This window comes from Ruegeria sp. C8 (assembly GCF_056537565.1).
The window spans coordinates 158,472-181,979 of record NZ_JBQFRV010000007.1 but is presented as its reverse complement, the minus strand read 5'-3'; the positions used below and the strand labels follow the sequence as shown (position 1 = coordinate 181,979).

General features: G+C 58.3%; 15 protein-coding genes and 1 pseudogene. 2 read left to right on the top strand and 14 right to left on the bottom strand.

The window, feature by feature from the left end; all coding sequences use genetic code 11:
* Nucleotides 1-59 precede the first annotated feature (59 nt).
* Complete coding sequence (locus ACR0KL_RS11565; protein ID WP_170549474.1) at nt 60-632, top strand: OmpA family protein; 573 nt, start codon at nt 60-62, stop codon at nt 630-632.
* 33 nt (nt 633-665) lie between these two features.
* Nucleotides 666-2,858, top strand: a complete 2,193-nt coding sequence (locus ACR0KL_RS11560; protein WP_480777048.1) for a serine/threonine protein kinase — start codon at nt 666-668, stop codon at nt 2,856-2,858.
* Nucleotides 2,859-2,891: 33 nt separating this feature from the next.
* On the opposite strand, the gene ACR0KL_RS11555 is transcribed toward ACR0KL_RS11560, so the two are convergent.
* The 14 genes and pseudogenes from ACR0KL_RS11555 to ACR0KL_RS11490 form a co-directional block, all read right to left on the bottom strand.
* A complete protein-coding gene (locus tag ACR0KL_RS11555; protein WP_170659069.1) occupies nt 2,892-3,614 on the bottom strand; it encodes a protein phosphatase 2C domain-containing protein in 723 nt (240 codons plus the stop codon).
* Entirely contained in the window at nt 3,611-4,297 is a 687-nt protein-coding gene (gene tagF / locus ACR0KL_RS11550) for a type VI secretion system-associated protein TagF (protein WP_480566637.1), read from the bottom strand. Before tagF ends, ACR0KL_RS11555 begins: the two co-directional genes overlap by 4 nt.
* On the bottom strand, nt 4,297-7,866 hold the full coding sequence (tssM, locus tag ACR0KL_RS11545; RefSeq protein ID WP_170675840.1) for a type VI secretion system membrane subunit TssM: 3,570 nt from the start codon (nt 7,864-7,866) through the stop codon (nt 4,297-4,299). Before tssM ends, tagF begins: the two co-directional genes overlap by 1 nt.
* Complete coding sequence (gene icmH, locus ACR0KL_RS11540; protein WP_170378388.1) at nt 7,866-9,302, bottom strand: type IVB secretion system protein IcmH/DotU; 1,437 nt, start codon at nt 9,300-9,302, stop codon at nt 7,866-7,868. The genes tssM and icmH overlap by 1 nt, the downstream gene beginning before the upstream one ends.
* A gap of 98 nt (nt 9,303-9,400) precedes the next feature.
* Nucleotides 9,401-10,741 (bottom strand): type VI secretion system baseplate subunit TssK, encoded by a 1,341-nt coding sequence (tssK, locus tag ACR0KL_RS11535; RefSeq protein ID WP_170378397.1) that lies wholly within the window; start codon nt 10,739-10,741, stop codon nt 9,401-9,403.
* Between the two features lie 39 nt (nt 10,742-10,780).
* Nucleotides 10,781-12,208 carry a type VI secretion system-associated FHA domain protein TagH gene (tagH, locus tag ACR0KL_RS11530; RefSeq protein ID WP_170378399.1) on the bottom strand — a complete coding sequence of 476 codons (1,428 nt, stop codon included), beginning with the start codon at nt 12,206-12,208 and terminating at the stop codon, nt 10,781-10,783.
* A 10-nt stretch (nt 12,209-12,218) separates the two neighbouring features.
* Nucleotides 12,219-12,524, bottom strand: coding sequence for a PAAR domain-containing protein (locus ACR0KL_RS11525; RefSeq protein ID WP_170378401.1), 306 nt, complete (start codon nt 12,522-12,524; stop codon nt 12,219-12,221).
* Between the two features lie 2 nt (nt 12,525-12,526).
* Nucleotides 12,527-13,138 (bottom strand): DUF6931 family protein, encoded by a 612-nt coding sequence (locus ACR0KL_RS11520; RefSeq protein WP_480777047.1) that lies wholly within the window; start codon nt 13,136-13,138, stop codon nt 12,527-12,529.
* Between the two features lie 12 nt (nt 13,139-13,150).
* On the bottom strand, nt 13,151-15,253 hold the full coding sequence (locus ACR0KL_RS11515) for a type VI secretion system tip protein TssI/VgrG (RefSeq protein WP_170675842.1): 2,103 nt from the start codon (nt 15,251-15,253) through the stop codon (nt 13,151-13,153).
* Nucleotides 15,254-15,287: 34 nt separating this feature from the next.
* A complete protein-coding gene (locus ACR0KL_RS11510; protein ID WP_480777067.1) occupies nt 15,288-19,142 on the bottom strand; it encodes a type VI secretion system contractile sheath domain-containing protein in 3,855 nt (1,284 codons plus the stop codon).
* Between the two features lie 60 nt (nt 19,143-19,202).
* Nucleotides 19,203-19,703: pseudogene (tssB, locus tag ACR0KL_RS11505) on the bottom strand (type VI secretion system contractile sheath small subunit); the annotation flags it as partial.
* On the bottom strand, nt 19,696-20,553 hold the full coding sequence (locus tag ACR0KL_RS11500) for an ion transporter (protein WP_170676137.1): 858 nt from the start codon (nt 20,551-20,553) through the stop codon (nt 19,696-19,698). The pseudogene tssB and the gene ACR0KL_RS11500, both read right to left, overlap by 8 nt.
* A 57-nt stretch (nt 20,554-20,610) precedes the next feature.
* A complete protein-coding gene (locus tag ACR0KL_RS11495; protein WP_170549437.1) occupies nt 20,611-21,828 on the bottom strand; it encodes a hypothetical protein in 1,218 nt (405 codons plus the stop codon).
* Between the two features lie 83 nt (nt 21,829-21,911).
* Entirely contained in the window at nt 21,912-23,468 is a 1,557-nt protein-coding gene (locus ACR0KL_RS11490; RefSeq protein ID WP_170675844.1) for a hypothetical protein, read from the bottom strand.
* Between the last annotated feature and the right edge of the window lie 40 nt (nt 23,469-23,508).

The window sequence follows — 23,508 nt, the reverse complement described above, 5'->3', positions numbered from 1 at the left end:
CATTGTCGGTCGTCGGGTGGGGGGCTAGTCTTCCCCTCAAACACGGAAAGGTTAGGGTTATGTCCGCATTTGCATCATGGAAGTTCATCGGGGCCTCGGCATTTGCCGTCCTGTGTACCGCTCAGTTCGCTTTGGCGCAGTCAGGCGAGTTGACGGCAGACGAAATCACCGACGCGTTCAACAAGCAAAAGACGCGCGGCCTTGTCATCGTGCCGTCGAATTCCGGCGAAACGGCTGAGGCCGAAGCTGAAACCACCGTCGCCGCTGCACCGACGGAATACCAGCCGGTCGCAAGCGAGGATCAGGTCAATATCCAGATCCGTTTCGATTTCGCCTCTGCCGCGCTGCGTGAGGATGAAAAGCCCAAGCTTTCGTCGCTTTGTCAGGCGATGAAGAACGTGGATGTGAACGTTTTCCAGATCATCGGCCATACCGACAGTGCAGGCTCGGCTGAATACAACCAGAACCTGTCGCTGCTGCGCGCCAAAGAGGTCAAGCGCTTCCTCGTCGGCGATTGCGGCATCTCGGAACAGCGGCTTGAGGTACTGGGCGTGGGCGAAGCCGAACCTCTGAACAAGGACAATCCGCGCGCCGACGAAAACCGTCGCGTTGAATTCCAGGCCCTCGGCTGATTACACCACCACTCTAACTAAACCGAGGACAGCATGACGGACTCCCGCGCAGGCGACCTGTTTCAGCCGGGCGATCTGGTGAACAATACCTATCGGATCGAAGCGATACTTGGGCGGGGCGGTACTTCTGACGTCTATCGAGCCCGCTCCGAGATTTCGGGGCGGCTTGCCGCTTTGAAGGTTCTGAAGGCCGAGTTTTCCAGCAATGATGACTATCTGGTCCTGCTGACCCGCGAGGAAGAAATCCGCGACATCCGCCACGACGCGGTTGTCCGCTATTCTGAAAACAACCGAACCGCCGACGGGCATGTCTATCTGGTGATGGACTATGTCGACGGGCCGGGTCTGGACCAGAAACTCAAGGCTGGCCCCATGTCGGCAAGCGATGTGCTGACTGTGTGTAAACGGGTCTGCGAGGGGCTTGAAGCCGCCCATGCCCGCAACATCGTTCACCGCGATCTGAGCCCCGACAATATCATCCTGCGCGATGGCGATCCGGCGCAGGCCGTGATTATTGATTTCGGCATCGCCAAGGATACAAACCCGGGTGCCGAAACCATTGTGGGCGGTGAGTTTGCCGGGAAATACGCCTATGCCGCGCCCGAGCAGCTTTCCGGCAAAACCGACCAGCGTACCGATATCTATTCTCTGGGCGCCTTGCTGCTGGCCAATTTCCGGGGCCAGAAGGCCGATGCCGGGCGCAACCTGCTGGAAGTGGTCGAAAACAAGAAAGAGCCGCTGAATACTCAGGACGTACCGGAACCGCTTAAGTCGATCCTCGACAAGATGACGGCTCCGAACCCGGATGATCGGTACCAGAGCGCCGGAGACGTCCTGCGCGCACTTGCGGCGGCCCGGAACGGATCGACCGCGCCTCAAGATGATCTGGACGACGCGACCGTGATCGCCCCGCGCGCGGCCACTACTGCTGCGCCATCCGTCGCCCCGGTTACGCAGCCGGACCCGAAACCCAAAGCGACTCCTGCCAAGGCTGAGCCTGCCAAGTCCTCGCGCGGAGGCGTGGTGGCTGCAGTCGGAGCGCTTGCGGTCGTTGGCATTGGTGCCGGTGGCTATTTCGGCGGCCTGTTCGACAGCTTCCTTGCACCGCAATATCCGACCGTATCGCCCTATACTCTGGTGGCTGACAAACGCCCCGGTCAGGCTCCGCGTGCCGTAGGCTTTGTTCCGTCCGAGACTGTGCGGGACGCCATGACCGGCGAGATCACATCCGAAGGGGGCGATGTTGATCTCACATTGGCCTCGGGCGACATTTCCGACACCTGGGGAACAGCGGTGACTGGCGTCATCGACGCCGCCATGGATCTGGACGAGTGGCGTTTCGTGGTCGAAGGCAACGAGGCCCGACTGACCGGACAAACCACCGATCAGGCCCTGCATGCCGAGCTAGAGCAGCTCTACTCCGCCGGTCTGCCCGCTGGGCTACAAGGGACCGCAGATATCGAGTTGGAATCGCTGTTCCTGTCTGCAGATGAGGTCCGACCCATCCTGTCCGGCCTGGCCGATTGCGGCGCGTTGAAACTGATCGACGCACCCAGCACGGGCTACGGCCCCGAAACGCCGATCAAAGTCAGCGGAACGCTGGCCTCAAGAGACAGTTTGGTCGGGCTGGACACCGCGCTGACGGCCCTCGCTGGTTCACGCCCTATCGATCTTGAGCAGGTCACGCTGCTGAACCCGACCCTGTGTCTGATCGAGAATTTCCTGCCCTCGGCACCTACCAGCGATATCTCCATCGCGTTCTTCAACGGAGAGCAAGGCAACGCCCCCAATCCGACCGGCGACTTCATTGTCGGGCAAAACCCGGTCATTGATGTCGACCTGCCCGATGATGTTCGGGATGGGTACCTGTCCGTTTCGGTCTTGGATGTGTCAGGCAATGTGTTCCACCTGCTGCCCAACGTCACCCGCCAAGACAACGATATCGCCTCTCTGCGCGACGGAGAATCCGGGCCGATTTCTGTCCGCGTGGCCTATTCGATTGATGAAAGCCAAGACAATGGCGGCATCGCCTTTCAGGTTGATGACACTGCGCTGGGGAAAAGCAAGGTGATCGTTCTGCATACCGACAACCAGCTCTTCAGCACCATACGCCCAACGGCGGAATCTGCGGCAGGTTATGCCGAGGCCCTGCGCGAGCAGGACCGCAATGTTGAAACGCAAATTCTGTCTCTGGACAGCCGCATTCTGACAACGCTGGAGCAATAGGCTCGGGCGGCGTTCCTGCGTCCAAATGTGAAATTAAAGGATGTCGACGACAATCACGGTAATGTTGTCGGCCCCGCCGCCATCCAGCGCGACCTGTATCAACTGATCCGAGACGGTCTCGATCGGCATATCCGACAGCGCTTTTTCCAGCATCGGGAAGGTCGCGTATTTACTAAGGCCGTCTGAGCAGATCAGGAAACGGTCGCCGGGCTGAACCTCGCCACGGACCTTGTCCAGTTCAAGAACATCCCCAACGCCCACGGCCCGTGTGATCGCATTGGATTGAGGGTGCTGCTCTGCCTCGTCCCAGCTCATCTGACCAGCCAGAACCAGATCCGCAACAACCGAGTGATCGGTGCTGAGCATCTGGATCTTGCCCTCACGCAACAGATAAATACGGCTGTCCCCAGCCCAAAGCCCCACGAAATGCCCATTGGCGAGCATCATGCACGCGACCGTCGTACCAATCGTGCCGCCACCTCGGGCATCTGCCTCTTGTCGGATCACGGCATGGGCGCGCTGGATTGCGTCCCGCAATGCGGTCAACCTATCTGCTGGGGCCAAACCGGGCGGGATTGCGGCAACCATATCCGCGACCAATCGGCTGGCATAGTCTCCCGCATCATGCCCGCCCATCCCATCAGCCACCAGCCAGAGGCTTTCCTCAGGCAGCGCCAGCACCGCGTCTTCGTTGACCTTACGCCTGAGGCCCACATGGCTGCGTGCGCTGTACCGAACGCGGTGACTTGAATTCATATTGGTCGTGCCTCGGTCCACAATGCGGCGTGTAGGTTGAACAAGCCTTGCATGTTTGCCCCATCCGGTAAACCTTCGCAGATCATCATTCGGGGGACACCGCCGATTTCGGTGCTCCAAACGCTTGGGGTGCGATATCTTTGCGACATCAACCCCGCCGCCAGATCAGGCAACAAGCTGTCGGAGACTTCCCCGCGGGTCAGAACCATCGTGTTCCCATGCGCGCGCACAGGAGCCGTCGGTTGCTGCGTTGGGGCTGGCAAAGCGGCCAGACCTTCGGCCAGCTTGTCGCGGGTCATGTCATCTTCGAGCGCGGCAAGCGCCAGATCTTCAAGCTGTCGGTAAACCTCAGCCGCCCGGAAATGCGCCAGCGCGGCAGACCCTTCGTTCGACACGCCAGCGACCAAGGTCAAAGGAAACCGACGTCCGACCCGATCCACCGAAGGCATCAAAACCCCCAGCATCTTTTGCGGCCCGGCCAGCCCGGGAGACAGGCAAAACCGCCAAATCGGAGCGGACATGTAATGGGAATCCCATGCCTTAGCCAAGGTTTCTGACGCAGCCAACATGCTGCGCTGTATCCACTCATCCCACGGCTGCACAAACGCCTGAGACACCCCGAGGCGGAAGAAATCTCCGACCGAGGGCATCTTGCCGAATGCACCAAACCCGCCTGTTTGCATCAGAACGACTTGGGGCAGCTGAATTTCTGCAGCGCTGGCAGGGCGAAGGGGTTGATGACCGACCCTGACTGCAATTGGAAGATTGCGATGCGACCACCGACATTGAAGATCACCTTCTTGCGGTCAGACACATTGGTGCGTCGAACCTCGGCCGCGTCCAGCAAACGGAACCAGGCCCAGGGGCCGTCCTTGGACAGAACGCTTTCGATATTGCGTTTTTCCGGCTCAAAACTGACGCGCGCCAGCCCAACCGAGCCCGGCCATGTCACCGCAAGGGGTGAGGGCAAACCGCCGCGATGTTTGAACTCCAGCACTTGGCCATCAATCTCAAGTTTGACGCCTTTGGCCTTTGGGTCCAGCGCCTCGGGCATGATCTGGAACTGGATTTGGGGCTGCGGCCCCGCGGCAAAGAACGCCTCCTTGATCTCGGCGGCGTTCTGGAACTGTGTAAGAACCGCCTGACTGATGCCCAGATCGGTCGCATTCACCCCGGACTTCCACGACCATGGCCGCGTGCGCATATCCACATGTTTGGCGAGATTTTCATTGAAGAACGAGTCGATCAGACCTTGCGGACCGAACAACTTGCCAAAGTCACCCATCGCAACATCCGCACCCGAGCGGCGGTTGAACGGATAGCGATCCCCGACGACCTGCTCGCAGAACGGCAGAACCGTCGATTGCCACCGCGCGTTGATGGACGAGCGGGTGCTATCCGAGGTGATCCCGGACGAGCCGTCGATGATCTGCAGGGCCCAGCGTTCCATCGGGCCGGGAATACGGGCGGCCTCTTGCTGGAACTGCTGCAGAGCCTGCCCGGTTTCACCACCAGAGACACCGCTGAACGACATTTTGTTCAGCTCCTGATACACGCTCGTAAGCGACCCCATCAGCATGTCCAGCTGCGAAGGCTGCCCCTCTTGCCGTTCAACCAGCTGATGCAACCAATCGAAGCGATCCTCGACATACTGCCCTGGCGCTTGCACGGGTTCGCCTGCATTGACACCACTGGTTTTGGCCAAGGCTTCCAACAGGATCTGCGTTTGGGCTGAGGTAGCCGACTGCAACTCAATCGCGGCGGCCCCGGAAACACCTTCGCTGATCGCATCATTGCCCGAGAGAATTGACCGGTTTTCGGTCAGTTTCGTCTCATCCGAGATCGAATTCAGGACATTCACGATAGGCGAGGTCGGGCCTGACAGCACATTAGTGACCTCAACTGCGTGGCTGAGGCTTTCCATCGGTACGATGTCGATATCGCCCAGCATGGCGTCATAGCGCGCGATGTAGTCGTTGTAATACAAGTCCAGAACATCGCGGCTGAGGGCGGCAAGAGCCTGCTCCGTCTGTTCAGCCTCACCTCGTGGGCCCAGAACCCAGCTTTCCTTTTGAACGCGTTTGGCGACACCGATCGCCTCTCCAAGGAAAACGTTATTGAAGCCATTGTAGGTAAAAATGCCCTCGATCCCGTCGTTCAAAGGTTTCCCGGAAGACCGCACTAGAACGCGCCCGACAGCGGGGCCACCTACTTCGGTGATCCGCCACTCCGGCAGCGCTGTGGCCGCGGGGCTGGAGACGATACCGTTATAGACACGCTGCGCCAGCGGGAGTTCCGACAGAATACCCTGAATCTGATCCACCATCGGCCCATTCAGCGCGATCTCTTGCATCGGTTGGCTCAGCATGGCGTCCAGGTGATCGTTCAGATCCGCGCGGAATTCCTCACGCGATGGACCGGGGAAGGACACGCTCCAATCAATGTTCATCCATTCCTTGACCAAATCCTGGTTCATCGGCCCTTGCAGACCCAGCATCAGATAAACCTTCAGCGCTTCATAGAGCACATCGGGGTTGTTGATGTTGGCGCTCATCTGCTCTTCCAGACGCAGAAGAAGACGCGGCAACAGACGTTGGTTCAACGCGGCGCGGTAGGTTTGTGCCGCCTGTGTGCCGATCACGTCGCCCTGATAGAGACCGTAAGTCAGACGTGTTTCAGGCTCAGGATCCGATAGCGTCGGATTGGCCGGCAGGTCGCGCAACGTGTTCAACGCTTGCACGACCGGAACCAGATCGGTGTCTCCCACGGGGCTGGGCGGCAAAGTCGCGGCGGCGGCCTGATAGGCGGATACACCCTCCTGCGCCTCGGCGATCAGATCAGTGTTGCCCATGTAGCTGCGCACCAGCAAGGCTCCGACTGTGACGGCTGCAATGACAGTCGCCGCAATCGAGGCCCATTTGGTGATCTTGTAGCGCTTTTCCACCTTGTCATCCGCGCTAACCAGACCAGCCTCGCGGAAGATCACCTGATCGAACAGGCGCGTCAGGAAATAGGAGCGACCCGACCCCTGCCCTGAGCCAATGGCCTGACGGCCAATCCCAAAGGTCCGCGCCATGCCCAGCATAAGGCGGTCAATTGGTGTGCCTTCTTGCGTACCCGACGTAAAATAAACCCCGCGCAGCATGTGGCGGTGCTGATAGCGGCTGTCCTGAAACACCTCGGTCAGGAACTCATGCGCCACCTTGCGCACCGAGGCGACCTGCATCGGGAACCCGGCAATCAGAGCCCGGCGCTGCGGGTCCGTCTCGGTCTGCATACGCTCCAAGGACTGAGAGTTCAGGCGACCCAGAAGCAGGGCGAATTCCTCATCAAAAGCCGCGACCGGAGATTGCTCGCTGCGCGACTTGTCTAATGGTAGAGTAAAGCCCCAAACCTGTTCGCGTTCTTCTTTGCCCAGATTGTCGTGGAATTCGGCAAAACCTGCGATCAGGTCGGCTTTGGTGAACAGGATATAAACTGGGAACCGCACGCCCAATTTTTCACGCAGCTCTTCCAGCCTGCGGCGGACGGCCTTTGCGTGTTCCTTCTGCGTGACCTCGTCCTGCAGAGACAGGTCAGACAGCGATATCGCAATCATCGCGCCATTGATCGGCTGCCTTTTGCGGTATTTCTTGAGCAGGTTTAGGAACCCGATCCAAGCCGCATTGTCGACCTCGGCATCGCTTTCCTGCGTCGTGTAACGCCCGGCCGTATCGATCAGAACGGCATTCTCGGTGAACCACCAGTCACAGTTCCGCGTACCGCCGACACCGCCAATCGCGGTCTTGCCCAGCTCATCGGCCAAGGGGAAGTTCAGGCCCGAGTTCACAATCGCCGTCGTTTTGCCAGCCCCCGGAGGGCCGATCATGACGTACCAGGGCAGCTCATTCAGATGGCGCCGCCCGTTCTTTGACTTGCGCAAAGCCGCCATCGCGGTTTTCAGTTTGCCGCGAAGCTCGGAAATCTCGCTATCGATCATGTCGCCGCCATCGGCGACGGATTCAGTGATCTCCTCCGTCAGCTTCTTTTCGCGACGTCGGCGCAACAGAAAAATGGTCAGGCCGATCAGGAAGAAGACCAGATAGATCACCCCGCACCAGATCAGGCGCGTCCCGACCCCGTCCAGCGGACGCCACTCATCCGAGCCGATCCACGGGCCGAAATAGTACAGACACCCAGCCAGTACCGTCGCCGTGAAGAACAGCACGGTGTAGATCGACATGAAAACATATCTTAAAACGCGGCGGATCATCAGTTCTCCTCCTGAACCAGCAGGACTTCGATCCGGCGGTTCGTGGCCCGGCCTTCGCGGGTCGAGTTGTCGGCAATCGGTTCGCTATCGGCGCGGCCTTCGGCACTTAGGCGGTCGGGATCGGAAATCTCACCCGCCATCTGGTTCATCACCGATTTGGCCCGTGCCAGAGACAGAGCGAGGTTGGACGGAAAGCGCGATGAGCGGATCGGCACATTGTCTGAGTGCCCGGTCACGATGACCCCTCCGGGTTCGCCGTCCAACGCAACAGCCACACGGCGCACCGGCTCCTTGAATTTGTCCTGCAGATGATCCGAACCCGACCCGAACATGCCCGATCCCTTGATCCGGATAATCAGCGTGTTGCCCTTCTCAAAGACCTCAACCAACCCTTCGTCGATCTCGGGCTGCAGGAAAGCCACGACCTTTTCGACCTGCGGCTGGGCTTGCGGCGGTGGCGGAGGAGGCGGTGGCGCGCGGCGCTGCAACTCCGTCACACGGCCAGCATCAATCACCGACATCTGCCCCACAAGGTTTTCTGTCTTGTTGGACAGCAGGTAAGACAATCCGCCAAACTCGATCAGCAAAAGCAACGCGGTCACGCCAACAGCGATCCAGACTGGCTTCCAAAGGCTGAGGGCGCGGTAGGGTTTGTCGACCCCTTCCCAATGCGGGGCGAGGTCCCGTTCCACGTCACCACGCTGTGCGCGAATGATCCGCGCCAGACCCTGACGGATCTGCATATGCTTGTCCGCGCCGCCCTGTTCGACGCGCAAACGCCCCTCGAACCCAAGCGAAAGGCACATGTAGACGAATTCAAGCAGCTCAATATTGTTGGCCGGGTCCTGTTCAAGACGCGCCAGCAGGTCATAGAAGCGATCACCACCGACGGTCTCTCGGTGGAAGGTGCCCACCAGCGACTGGGTCGCCCAACTGGATTGGCCACCCCACGGTGTATTCAAAACAACGTCGTCCAAAGTCGCGCACAAAGCATAGCGTGCGATCTTGACGGTCTGCGCCGCAATGCCTGCTTGCAAAGCGGCATTTTCAAACGCGCGCACCTCGGCCACAACGCTTTGGCGCAGCTTGTCCGGATCCATATGCTGCGCGCGATTGCGAATGCGGCTGATCAACGAAAACAGCGATGCAGCGCAGGCGTTCAGCCGGTTCATACCGGTAGTCGCGACCTCTTCCCCACCGGACGCAGGCCGGGATTGGGGCGTCTGGGGTTGAGGCACCCCGTATCCTGCACCGCCCGGCGCCGGTTGTGCCATGGGCTCGGGCTGTGGCACCTGCATCGGATCGGGATATCCGGCCGGTTGCTGCGGAGCCGGCTGTTGCGGCATTCCACCCGCCTGTCGTCGCCCACCGGGATTGGGGCGAATGACCGTCTTATCGGTGTCGTCCGGTTCGGCAAATGGATCTTTGTCGGACATTCTTTGACCTGTTCCCCTAAGGCTTCCGCGTCACGAGTGTGACCCACATATCAAGCCCTATCAAATTGTTTTGGCGCCGCCAGTGATCACGTTCACTCTTATTGGTTGCGGATCGCCCACAGCTCCATCTCAAGTCCCGGATATTGCCCTGACACGTGAACCGCGATCCCACCCGAGGTGGTCATCTTGCCCCAGTATGGGCTGGCGGCATCCAGTTCGAAATAGACGACACCGGAGTGATATGGAATCTGCCGCGGGGCAACCGGCAACGGGCGCAAAGTGATACCGGGAAGCGCCGAGTTCACTAACTGACGGATTTCCTCAACCGGTCCGGTTTTGGCTTGCCCGGCAAAATGACGGCGTACGTCCTCAGCCGGGATATCCGCATTCACGGCCAGCACGAAACCGGCGTTGCCGATCAGCTTGCGATCAGCAATCACGCCCACGCTGATGCCATATTTCCGCGCCTCCAGCGGGATTGAGACCGCTGTCTGCTCCAACACGGAACTCAGATACTGTCGCAGGGTCCGAATGACTGGCGCAAACGAGGCGGTCAGGTCGTCATGCTGATAGGCCGGGAATTGCACGGCCTCTTTCTCAGTGCTCATGAAGGTCGCCAGCTCACCGGCGAGCGCAGCGCAGACACGGTAGACATGTTCGGGATGCACGTTCTCGATATTGGCGAAATGGCGCACCAAGGGCAGGTTTCGGTTGATCGTCATCAGCAGCAGGAAGTCCGAAATCTCGGCAGCCCCCTTTGCCGGTCCGCCATCCGAAAGACGCCCTGCCAAAGCCTGCATGCGGTGCGACAGCATCCCTTCAAGTTCATTCATGAACCCGGCCAGTGCAGCAGCGGCGCGTACGTCCAGCACCGATGGGATGAAGCCGCGATCCAGAATAATCTCTTTGTCCGGGCGCACTTCGATGATCTTGGCAATCGGGATCGCCAATTTATCCGCCAAATCATCCACTTCCAACGCGAACTGCAAGCGGAGTTTGCCGACGCCCAGAGTGACAGGCTTTTTCTGCTGGCTCATCACATCGGTGATTTCCTGCTCAGCCGGACGTAGACGGCTGACCGATTGTTCGGCCCCGCTCAGATCCACCTCTGAGGCACCCTGCCGCCGTTGGGGAACCGTCAGGTAAACAACGCAGTCCTTGATCGTCTCGGGCACTTCCAGAGCGGGCGGGTGATCTTCGGCCTGCGGCACGCGAAATACTTGCCCATCCGGCGTCAGGCCCGAGCAGGATTTCAAGGCAAACTGACCGACCTTAAGCACTTCATCATCGATCTCTAACGCACTGACACCCCAGGCATAAGGCGTGACCCGGCGTGCGAGACCGGCCACCAGCGCCTCGGTATACCGATCCGCTTGCTGAAAGTGATGGGGCTGCAGAAACAACCCTTCGGTCCAAAGCACCTTGCTGTCCCAGGACAATGGCTGCCCTCCCTTGTTCTTACCGCCCGCGAAGGGGCGTTACTTCAGCTTTTCCAGCTGTTCTTTATACGCGCGTGCGAATTCCCGGCTGAAGAGATCGTGAAAGTCATTCTCTGCCTGATCCGAGATATCGGCATACATCTTCTCGTACACTTCCCAGTATTGGGCCTTTTTACCTTTAAAAAGTGACCCAAGTTTGCCGGAACCTTCAATTTTTCCTGCCAGCACCTCGGGGTCAAGCCGAGCCAGAACGCCCTTGAGCGCGGCCTCCATGCCCGTGACCATCGCGACCTCATGCGCCTTGATATCGTTCAGCGCCTGTTCGGTCGCCTCTTCCGAGGCAAGGTAGCCTTTGACACGCGGTTTGACCAACGCCTCAATCGCCTGTTCGGGGCTGATCGAGAACTTCAACGGGTTGTTTCCACCCGCATTGATCATGGTCTGTTCGATGCGGAACTCGGACTTGATCGAGGTGCGGGTCATCAGGATTTCCCGCAAGCCGGTGATCATCACCCGCAACACACGGCCCATGCGGCCCATCGTGGCAGGCAGATCAGCGTCGTCGATGCGCAGATCGTCGACCTCCAACGCCTCGAGCAAGGCACGGGCAGCGGATTGATCGCCACCGCCGGTCGGAACGGTTTTCTCTGCCTCAACCGGTTCGGGGGGCGGAACTACATCGGCCTGGCCGCCCGGCTTTGGCTTGATCGGAGGCGGCGCGGTGGGTTCCGGACGCGCCGGTTCAGGCGCGGCAAACGGGTCCGAGTTCGAGCCGCCCGAGGGCGACAGCAGATCATCATCCCAGTCATCAGGGATCAGGTTCGAACCGCCTGCAGAGGGTGCGGTAAACGCGTCGCTGGCCGATGGGTTATGCATCGCATCGCTTGCGCCCATATCCGCATGCACATCCTTGGGCTTTGCAAAGAACGGATCGTCATCCTCCAAGGGCGGCAGCAGTTCATCCATCGGGTCGGGCGTGGAAATCTGCCCGGGCCCTTTGGCGTCACCGCCCAAAAGATCATCCAGAAAATCCCCGCCCGGAGCGGCATCGTCCAGCAACGCCATCGGATCTGGCGCGTTCTGGGACAGACCCGGAGACACCCCCGCCTGTTGCATAGGCTGCGGGATCGAGTCTTCGAAACTGGGCAGGTCCGCCCCAATTTCAACAACCATCTCATACCCACCCGCGACCAGCACATCGCCATTATTGAGCGGCGTCGGTGTCCGACCCAGAGGGATTTTTGAGTAGTTCAGAAAAGTTCCGTTCGTCGACAGATCAACAATCACCACGTTTCCATTGTGATCCTCAATCACGAAGTGGCTTTTGCTCAGCGTCTTTTCAGGGTCAGGCAGAACCAAGTCATTAGCTGGCCCACGCCCTACGGTCAAAGAGCCCCCCTGCATCGAGACCGGGCGCCCGTCGCCCGGCACCACGCCGGTGGATTGGAATTTCAAAGTGACCGTCATTCGTTTGTCTTCATCCTCCGACCAGTACGGTAAGCTCGCCCTTGATGATCGGGCCACCACAAGCGCAGGTATCCGTCACACGGGCGGCAGGTAGCTTGCCGATCAGAACGGTGGCCGAGCCCTTGATGATCGGGTGCGGAAACGCCGGCGTCGCCATATCTGACAGACGCGCTGCGGGCAGTTTTCCCACCAGAACCGTCGTACAGCAGGGCGGCATGATCGGCATCGGCACCGGAGCAGGCGGTGGCGGGGCTGGCGGAGGAGCAGGCAGCGTACACGCATGCAAGTCCAAGATTCGTGCTTGCGGGAATCCCATGCTTACTCCTCTTTCTCAGCGCTGGCGTTCTCGCGGTCCAGCTTACCATTTCCACCCCGAGCAATATCGACCCCACGGTCAATCAGCAACTGCACGTAGGCATCAAAATCCTCTTCATGTTTGTCCATTGCAACAACATTCATCGCAAAGGCCACAACTTCGGCCGCGCCGAGAGGGGCCGGGACATTGGCTAGTTCACCCGAACCCAAGGTTCCGTCCGAGTATAACACGCCCATGGCGCAATTTACCGTCTCATCATCTGGTTCGGCGAGATCAATCGTCGCGCCCGCCTTGTCGCGGTTTTCTGGCGTAGGGCGAAACACCCATTCCTCGGACGCCGCCAGTGCGGGTGTATTGTTGTCCGGGGCCTCACCGATATAGTCGCGCGCGGCCAGACAAGACCACCACACACGCTCTCGGGCAGGCAAGGCCACCCCCAGAAGGCGTAGGATATCGATCACTGCGCCTTTCTCATCCAATTCAGTCAACACCACATCCAAGGGCGCACTGGCCGGGGCCTCAAGCTTGACGCTCAGACGGGCGTTGGCATCGGCCAACATGCGCGCAGCAGGCATCTGGGGCGTTTTGGTCATTCCGGAAAAACGGTCTGTCATCGCGTTGCCCCCTTAGTTGATCATTGTCAGGCCGCCCTTGAGGGTCAGCATGGCGTCACCGTTGACCGTCGTCATCGGGCTTTTTGCATCCAACTTGGCATTGGCCTGGACTTTGATCATCGTGCTCTTGATCGTAATGCTTGTCGGGTCCAGTTTGATCGAAGAGCCACCAACCTTCAATTCGATCGACTTCATTGCCGTCATTGTGATCTTACCCAATTTGGCATCGACCTGAATGTCACCCATCTTGACCGTCGTGGATTTGTCGCCTTCCTTGATCGTTTCGGCATGATTACCCGTCACTGTGCGGGTGGACTTGCCCTCGATGGTCTCGGTCTGGTCAGTCTTGATGCTGACCGTCTGGTTACCCTTCTCGATGGTGAAGGTATGGTCACCTTCCTTGATCGTCTCATCCACGTTCTTCTTGACCACCTGGCTGAGGCAGCCGTCACCGCCATTGCCACCCTTGTCCAGCTTGTCGTAGCCAATGGTAATCGTGGACATATTCTTGACCAGCTTCTCGTGATCCTTCTGCGCCTGAAAGCGCACGAGTTCAGCGTCTTTCTTGTCCTCGAACATCAGTTCGTTGAACGTCTCGGCACTGCCCTGTTTCGAGGACCGCGTCTTGATCCCGGTTTGCGTCTGGTTTGCAGGCAAGGCATAGGGTGGCATGGTGTCGGCATTATAGAGCATACCCGTGCAGATCGGCCGATCCGGGTCACCCTCTTCGAACTGGATGACAACCTCCTGCCCGATCCGGGGGATGCTGACCATACCCCAGTTCTTACCCGACCAAGGGGTGACAACCCGCACCCAGCAGGTGGTCTTTTCGTCCTTCTTGCCTTCGCGGTCCCAATGGAACTGCACCTTGATGCGACCGTATTTGTCAGTCCAGATTTCCTCACCAGCCTTGCCGGTTACGATGGCCGTATGCAGGCCCGAAATCTCGGGCCACGGGATCGTGCGCAGCGACTTGAATTCGGTTTTGCCGGGCTGGGCTTCAAACTCAACCATGAACATCTCATTGCTGTCCTCCGGAAACTCCAGCGCACCGGTGTCCAGATCTTTATCGTTCTTGGCAAATCCATAACCTTCGGTGGTCTGAAGAAAATACCGCGCCTTGGTTATCAGGTATTCCGTGTTCTCCGCCTTGTCGGGATGATCCTGCAGCGTGAACTTGCGCCCGGTTTCCAGCGCCCGGACCGAAGCCCGCCCACGCCGCCGGTCGAACAGAGCATCCTCGGCCGTCATCCGCACCTTGGCCAGCGTATTGCCCGGCCCGGTTTCCTTGTAGTGACCGGGGATATCGTAAAGCTCCAGCTTGTCCTTGAACCCGTGCTTTGCGCCGGTCGGCGTTTTGGCCCGCGCATCCAGCGATGCTTTGGGCTTTTCGAAATCAAAATCGCCTAGCGAGACAACTCCGGGCCGGATCGTCTCGGACGCGGCCCATTCGGTGACCGAGTCACCAAGACGTTGGCTGTAGTCATCCCCGCCTCGGAATTCGACCTTTGCGTCACCGGCAATCGGCGTATGCGCGTTTGGTCCGTCGCACATGACCAGCGTCTCATTCTTGTCTTTGGCATTTGTGTAGTCGAAATAGTAGTAGATGCCCTCTTCCTGCATCAGGCGCGAGATAAAGTCGAAATCCGTTTCGCGATATTGCACGCAATATTCGCGCTGCTGGTAAGTGGCGCGCAGGCTTTTTCTGAAATCCGTAAGCCCGTATTCACCGAAAATCTTTTCGATGATCTGCACGGCGGTCATTTCCTGAAAGATGCGACTGTCGGTGGTCTGCGTCAGCAGCCAGAACCAAGGGCGCAATTCGGCCAGAAACTGTACATAGCCATCGCGCAGCGCCAGCCGCTCCACCCTCACGATCGTGCCAGTGAATTTACGCTCGGCCCCGTCAGCAGCCAGATGGATGGTCATCACCTTGCCCAGTAGCTTGTCCAACGCAATCGTCGTCTTTTCCGACAGGAATTCGACCTGAATTTCGGTCAGTTTTCCCAGTTCTTCCGAGACGACGGCCCGCCTGATGACAAGATCATCCTCACCATAGCTATACGACCCCGTTATCCGAAGCGGCCACTCTTTACTCTGCAGACTCTCAGCCATTTACCGTTCCTTCCAATTCTCGTTCACCGCGCCGTCACAAATCGTTCAGCAGTGCAGCAAGTTCGGGGTCCATATCTTCATCATCACTATCGTCACCGTCATCATCGTCGCCAAATGACGCAAGCAGATCGTCAAGATCGCCGCTGTCGTCATCTCCAAGGTCCAGATCGAGGTCGAAATCATCGTCGTCGCCCGTGTCGAGGTCCAGATCCAAATCCCGATCGTCATCCTCATCAGCCTCTGGCGCAGCAGGCACATCTGGCGACGGAGCAGGCGCGGGCATACCGGACCACGGGCCCAGAATCTCCTGCCCGGCAACCGAGTTGAACGAGCCAAGCCGGATTTCATCGCGGCCTTTGACAGACAGAACAGGCATATAGCCGCGCTGGACCGAGTGTTCGTGCTTTGCCAGCGTGATATTGCGTTCCGTACACGGCAGCGCCACCTGATCGCCGTAGCGGTCATTGACGAAATGGTACGGTATACCACCCAGGCTCATGACCGAGCCCAAATTCATCGCTTTGCCATTTTGCTTGAAGGACCGCGCCAACAAGATCGTCACCAGAACCGCCGGATTGGCCCAAAGCATACCACGCAGGCCTTCAGACTCGGTGAATTCCTCAAAATCGAACTCATAGATCGGCTCGGACTTCGCTCCGTAAGGCCGCCGCAGCAAGAACCTGGGCGACGCCAAACCAACATGCCCGGCTTCGGGCATCGCGCGCAGAGTATCCCAGGCTTCGACTACTAGCGGGTGGCGATCCTCGAGCTTAACATCCAGATAGGCCGGGGTGATTGCACTGACGAACGGCGCATCCACATGGGCTGCGACGCGGCCAATACGGCCCAGCAGTTCCGCATGTGGTGGTGTTTCCTCAAAGGTATAGAGCCCGATCAGCGCCGAATATCCGTCACGCCCGTTTTCTTCGTCCAGCGGCTCTTCGGTCAGCAACCGAACCAGACCGGTTTTCGCCAGATCTTCCTCGGCGGCCAAATCTGCCGCGATCTCTTCAGCCGAGACGTCATACAAAACCACGTCTAGCGTATCATCATCCTCGACGCTGCGCGCAATCAGATCGAGACTGCGCCACTGTGCTTCGACGGATTGGAACTCTGGGTGATGCAGAACCATGCGCATGGCTGCGCTCAGCGCCTCATCCACGGCCTTTTGCATCGCCTGCACATCGGGGCTGGGCAGTTTGCGAATATGCGGGCCGACCACGCGTTTCAGCAAGTCATCAACGGGTGAGGCCTGCGCCAGCTCTCCCGACGTATCACCAATCAGCTTCTGAAAATCGCTGAGCTTCAGGTCAGCACGAACTGTGTTACCGCCCGAGGATTTGCGTGGCGGCACAACCGCCTGCCCGAACTCTTCCCCCCAACCGATCAGCTGTTTGGCGGCGTGATCTGCAGTCCCACCCGCGCTCAGCTGGCTTTTCAGACCCGAGAGGCCATCGAACAGCTCGACCTTTTCATAGAGTTCGTCGGGATGCAGATCGTCCAGCTCTTTCAGTTTCACTTCGATCCCGGCCCCGTCCTTGCCGATCGGCAGCACGAGATCAGTTGCGAACCCCTCGATCACCTCTTCGACCGTATCGGGATCCAGAATGATCGGCTTACGTGCCGCTAGGGCGTCGCCGGTCTCGATTTGCCCCCGCGCCGCGCGGCCCGAGAAATCGCCGAAGATCGCGATCCGGAATCGGGTGCGTTTCAGCCGTTCCGGGTCAGGTCGATCCGCGCTCATGCGGCCAAAGGCCAATTGCGGCTCGTCGTCCAATTCCGCTGTTTCATCTGACGCGTCATCGGCATCGAGGTCACCCAGCAGAGCGTCCAGATCATCAGATCCGCCCTCGTCGTCTAGGTCTAGATCGCCCAGCAAGGCATCCAAGTCATTTGTCGTTTCGTCAGAGGATGCCTCATTATCCTCATCTGCGCCCAAATCATTCAACAGATCACCAAGGTCGTCTGAACCGCCCTCATCATCGCCGAGATCCGCCAGCAGAGCGTCCAGATCATCAGCTGACCCCTCCTCAGACGCACTCTCCTCGTCCGACCCTAGGTCGTTCAGCAAGGCGTCCAGATCATCTCCGCCAGCATCCTTATCCTCAACATCGTCGCCAAGGTCTGCCAGCAGCGAATCCAGATCATCTGTATCCACATCTTCGGTCTCATCACCGCCTTCAAGATCACCCAGCAAGGCGTCAAGATCGTCCGCGCCGGTATTTTCATCCTCTACATCGTCGCCAAGGTCCGCCAAAAGCGCGTCGACATCATCTGTATCCGCATCTTCTGTCTCATCGTCGCCTTCAAGATCACCCAGCAAGGTGTCCAAATCGTCTGCAGCGGCATCGCTGTCCGGCTCGGATTCCAAATCACTCAGAAGCTCATCCAGATCGTCAGACGCATCATCTGACGTCTCTTCGAGATCACCCAGCAGATCTTCCAGGTCATCGGCCGCTTCATCCGTCGGTGCAGATGTATCCTCATCCGACCCAAGGTCATTCAAAAGATCATCCAGATCGCCGTTAGGCTCTTCGGCTAAATCTGCAAGAACGTTTTCTACGTCAGCTTCGTCGACCTCATCAGCTTCGGGTTCCACCAAATCCCCGAGGATGTCGTCCAGAACATCCTCCTCCGGCTGTGCTTCGTCAGCAGAATCCGCCAGATCGGCAAGCAAATCATCCAGGTCGGACGCTTCTGCCTCTGGATCAGGTTGATCGTCGCTGGCCAGATCACCGAGGATGTCCTCTAGCGGATCGGCCTCATCCTTGCTGTCCAGTTCGGGTACCGAGGCGAGTATGTCGTCTGCCGCAGGCTCATCCGCTTCATCGGGAGCCTTCTCCGCCAGATCATCCAGCAGACCGTCCAGATCAACGTCGTCCGCCGCTTCATCAGGAGCAGCGTCGGCGAGGTCGGACAAAATGTCCGAATGATCTTCTTCGGCCTCTTCAGCGGCATCCGGAAGCGATGAAAGTGCCGCGTCCAGTGCGCCGTCCTCTTCCGTCTCCTCCAGCTCCAGATCGGCAAGTTCAGAGAGGATATCATCGCTCTGATCCGTCTCAGATGCGGCTTCAACCTCGGGCACTGAGGCGAGCACATCGCCGAGCGTGTCCTCTTCGACCTCAATGTCCAGCGCGGCATCTGCAAGGTCTGCAAGGATGTCATCGGACCCATCAACCTCATCCGCGACATCACTTTCCGGCAGAGACGCGAGGGCATCGGACACAGAGCTGTCTTCGACCTCTTCCGTGTCCAGATCGCTGAGGTCAGCCAAAATATCAGAAGTCACATCCTCAACCTCGGTCGTCTCGGGCACAGCATCGGCCAGATCGGCAAGAACCTCCGCCGAGTCTTCCGACACGTCGGGCAGCTCAACCTCTGGAACAGAAGACAGAGCATCCGCGACCGACGTATCCTCGGGCTCATCATCAGGCTCAGAACTGGCCAGATCGGACAAGATATCATCCGACGCGTCCTCTTCCGCCGTAAGCTCGATATCTGGCAGGCTGGACAGGATGTCATCTGCGGCGGTGTCTTCAACCTCATCAGCCGGTGCAGCGTCGGCCAATTCCGCCAGGATATCGCCTGATGTGTCGGCTACCTCAGTAACCTCGGTTTCCGGCAGCGAAGACAAAGCGTCCGAGAGAGAGGTATCCTGAGCCGTTTCCTCGGGTGCGGAAGCTGCCAGATTGGACAGGACATCCGCGCTGTCATCCACAGGCGCTTCGGGTTCAACCGAGTCGGGCAGTGAGGACAAAGCATCTGCGACAGTTGTATCTTCAGGTGCGTCTTCGGGAGCTTCAGCCGCCAGATCGGACAAGATGTCAGCCGATTGATCCTGTTCCTCGGCGGTCTCAACCTCGGGCAAAGACGCAAGCGCATCCTCCATCGAATTGTCGGCAGGGGAATCCTCGGGCATCATATCCCGCAAGGCGTCCAACGTGGCCTCATTGTCCTGCTCTGGGAGCGAACTGCCCGCAAGCGCGCCCAGAAGGGCCGGGTCGGCCAGCACTTTTTCGATCAGTGTCTCGGCCCCGGTCTTCCCATCCATATAGGCCATCAAGGTCGACAATTGCGTGCGGGCCTCAAGCAATTTACGCAGAGGCTCGATTTTTGACGCGATCTGGGCCGGGGTGAAATCGGCCATTTTCTCGAAAGTCAGATCGACGGCCAGATTGCCCTCACCTGTCAGTGTATTGGGCACGGCAAATTCGACACGCGGGGCCATGGCCTTCATGCGGTCGTCGAAATTGTCGACATCAATCTCAAGGAATTTACGATCCGAGACTGCGGGCGTTTCGACCGTTGACTTGCCGGAGAGATCGCTCATCACGCCCATGACGAAGGGCAGTTGAACCTTTTTCTCGGCCCCGTAAAGCTCCACATCATATTCAATCTGAACGCGCGGCGCCCGATTGCGGGCGATGAATTTCTGAGAGCTGTCAGCCATCGGCCTGACCTTTCAACTCGGACACTTCACGCCGCAGGGCGCGAACTTCGACCAGCAGTTCCTTGACGCGATCGTCTACGATATCGGTCTCGCTGCGCACCAGTTCTCGCAGATGCGAGAACTCCTCAACCGACTCGTCCTCCACAGCGGATTGCATAGTGTTGACCAGCAGACCGATGAACAGGTTCAGAACCGAGAAGGCAGTGATAACGATGAAGGGTACGAAGAAGATCCAGGCGGTGGGATGAACCTCCATCACTGGGCGGACGATGCCCATCGACCAGCTTTCCAGCGTCATGATCTGGAACAGGGAATAGAGCGATTTGCCCAAGGATCCGAACCATTCCGGGAAATCCGGGCCGTACATCAGAGTCGCCATGACGGCAAAAACGTAGAACACGATTGAGATCATGATGATTACCGCGCCCATACCTGGTAGCGCGTCCAGCAAGGCCTGGACCACCGCCCGCATCTGCGGGATGACCGATAGCAAACGCATCGCCCGGATGACCCGCAACCCACGCAGCGCGGACAGCCCGTCGCGGTTGGGCAGCAATCCCAGCGTAACAACAACAAGGTCAAAGATGTTCCAGGCGTTGTTGAAGAAGCTGAACCGGTAAGCATAGAATTTCATCAACAGCTCGGCCACGAAAATGCCCAGCACGATCTTGTCGATCACAACCAGGGTCGGGCCAATACTCGATTGAACCGAAGGAGAGGTTGATAGCCCCAGCGTGATCGCGTTGAAAATGATCACACCAAGAATGGTGTTGGTTACAGCCTTACGCTCGACAAACTCGCGCACGGTGTCGCGGAGCGTTTCGCTCTTCTCGATACCGGGTTCCACCAACACCTCCTGTTGCTTTGGGTGTCGGGCACGGCGATCCGCACCCGAAGATTTACGTGTTTAACCAACGACGTCGCTGATTCCGTCCACTAGTTTGTAGACCCCTTTGACCGAGGTAAACATTGTCTTGGTCTCTTTCAGAACCGTCATCTTGTCCAGCTTCTTCAGCTTGTCCATGATCGTGGTGTCATCCACTTTCAGACCGTTGCCTTCCATCAGAGCCTCCATCTCGGCCAGGAACTTCTGACGTTCCTCGAGCTTGGCGGCCATGGCGCTGGCCTCGCGCTTGACGGCCATACATTCGGCCCCGAGCTTGACGCCCTCTTTCAAGGTTTTCTGCGACTTCGCAGCCTTCATTAGCTTGTCAGCGGCCTTGCCCAGATCATCGACCTTGTGGCGCGTTTTGGTCGTATGCTCACGATAGAGCGCGCGTTTCTTGTTCGAGTCCTTTTGATAGACCTGATAGCCCTTGATCGCGAAATCCGCGATTTCCTTGGCGATCTTCTTGGCGTCCCGGCCCTTGGTGACCTCATCCCCCATGGCGAGCGCCTTGGCGGTCAGTTTCTTGATCGCCTCCATCGGTTTCTTGACCGAGATACCGGACGTATCGGTAATCCCCTGCCTCTCCGCCGCTTGCATGATCGAGGTGCCGCGCAGCTTGATGTATTTCTGGATGGCGCCTTCTAGGTCCTTGCGCAGTTTTTCTTCACCCTTCAACTGCTGCTGAACCTCTTTGCCCAGATCGTAGACCTGTTTGACAATGGTCTTGTAGGCCATGACGTCCGCGCCCGAGGTCGCCACAAGCCGCGTGACAGCCGTGCCGATCTTGATCACACCAGCTGTCACCTTCAGCGTGGTCTTGACCCGCGCTTCTTTCAGCAACTTGTCCTTGTTCGCCTCAACCTTGATCTGCTTTTCGATCGCCACCTGAGCGGCCCCTTCGGCCGACCGCAGGGCGTTCTTGATCATCTGGTTGGTGGCCTGGATCATCTTCTCGGCTTCGGCCTGAGATTTCTGACCCGGCGTCTTCATCAGCTCGGCGACTTTCTTGTCGAGCTTGACGGCCTCTTGGCTGATCACCGTCTCATAGCGTTCCAGCTCTTTCATGCCGGCCGCTTCAAGACGTTTTAGCGTGGTCGACGGCACCGGACCTTTGGCCGTGACTTCGAATTTGACGTCAACGCGGTAGCTGGGGATCTCGATATACTGAAGCTTGGGCTTCGACCGGATGAGATCGACCACGTAAAACTTGTGAGGTGTAACTGTCTGCTTTGCCATTTTTTCGCGCCTATATTCCGTTTCGTTCCTGCCGGATGAGGTCGGCGCCACGTGGCTTTGGGCCACGGGCGCCGCCCCGTCGCTTAGCCGATCGCTTCTTCCAGCTGATCCTTGCCTTCCGAGGCAATGTCGTTGAACAGCCCAAGCGCCGTGTTGACCGTGTCGAGCGTGCTGGACGCTTCTTTGAAGCCAACCCCGGCATTTGCACCCGCCAGCGTCAGGTTGACGACAACCGGGAATACCTTGTCGAAGATCTGCGCGTATTTCGGATTGCTCGAATTCAGCGCATCCAGCATCTTCTTGAGGTTCGGCGCGTTCTTGTCCGCGTCCGAGACCCGCTTCATCATATCCGAACACCCGTCCAGACCCTTCTGCAACGAGGCACGGGCTTTTTTGAGCTTGTCCAGATACTTACCAGCCTTCTTCGCGTCCGCCTGTTTCATGGCTTTCTCAAGCTTGTCGCATTCCTGCAGGCCCTTCATGATCGCCTGAGACAGTTTGCGCCCGCCAACTTCAAGTCCGGCAACCTTGTTCTGCCACAGGCCATAGTTCTTGTCGCATTTTGGCAGAGTGGCCAGGAACGGCGTATCGGTACCCAAAATACCCTTGAGGACTGAGGCACCAACCTCGGCACCGCCTTGAACCTGCTTTTTGGCCTCGCCTTCCGCGGTGCGATACCGCTTGAGCAGCGTGTCCAGATCGCTTTTGAGGTTCTTCTCGACCTTCTCGGCCTCTTGCGCGGCGTCCTTGATCTTGTCGGCCAGTTGCGCAACACCCCGCACCAGCGAGACAATCCCCAAGGCCAGCGATGCGCCACCTGTTGCGGCCGCACCGGCCACACCTGCGGCACCGCCGACGACACCCAACACGCCAAGCGTGATGTCAAAGCCAGTTTTGACCTTATAGTCCTTGTACTGCTGCTTGCGCTTCACAAAGGCCTGCCAGCGCTTGGCAGGGATCGACTCATAGTGCTTTTTGGCACCGTTCATGATGGTCGCGAGCTTGTCGTCGAACCCTTTAATCAACGCCGCGCGTTTCTTTGCGTCGCTGGCCTTCTTGATAGCCGCATCCGTCGCCATCAGCTCTTTGGCGATCAAGGCAACCAGCTTGTCGGTCACAGCATTGGCGTCATCCACCATCTGCTGCGGCGTGACATAGTCGCCTTCATCTTCCAGAACATCCAGAAGATCATCGTTCAGCTTCAACTGGAACGCATAACCCTTTAGCTCTTTCAGCCAGTCGGGCTTGTATTTCTTGGTAATCTCGGTGCCCAGATCCTTTTTCCAGATGACAACCGACTTACCCAGTTTCTGCTTGGGCGCATCACTCGAGGCCGACTTAGCCCGAGCCGCTGCGTCCTTTTTCTTTTCCTCGAGTTCCTTTTCTTTCTTGTCGATGATCTTGGGGTACTTTTTCAGGACCGTCACTGTATCCGAGTGCTTGCTGCCCGCGAGCTTCACAGCCTCGGCAACCTTGCGCTTGACGTTGGACAAGGCTTTCAAAGTCTTGTCCCAATCCATCTGATCTTCGGCGACCTGGTATGCTTTCAAAGCATCGCCCAGGCCGGTTTTCTTCATCAGCTTCGGTTTGTTCTTGGACCACCATTTCTGATCCAGTTCCGGTGTCATAGTCGCCTTCATAAAGTGTCCCCTTTCTCGGTCAGACGCATCATGCGTTGCG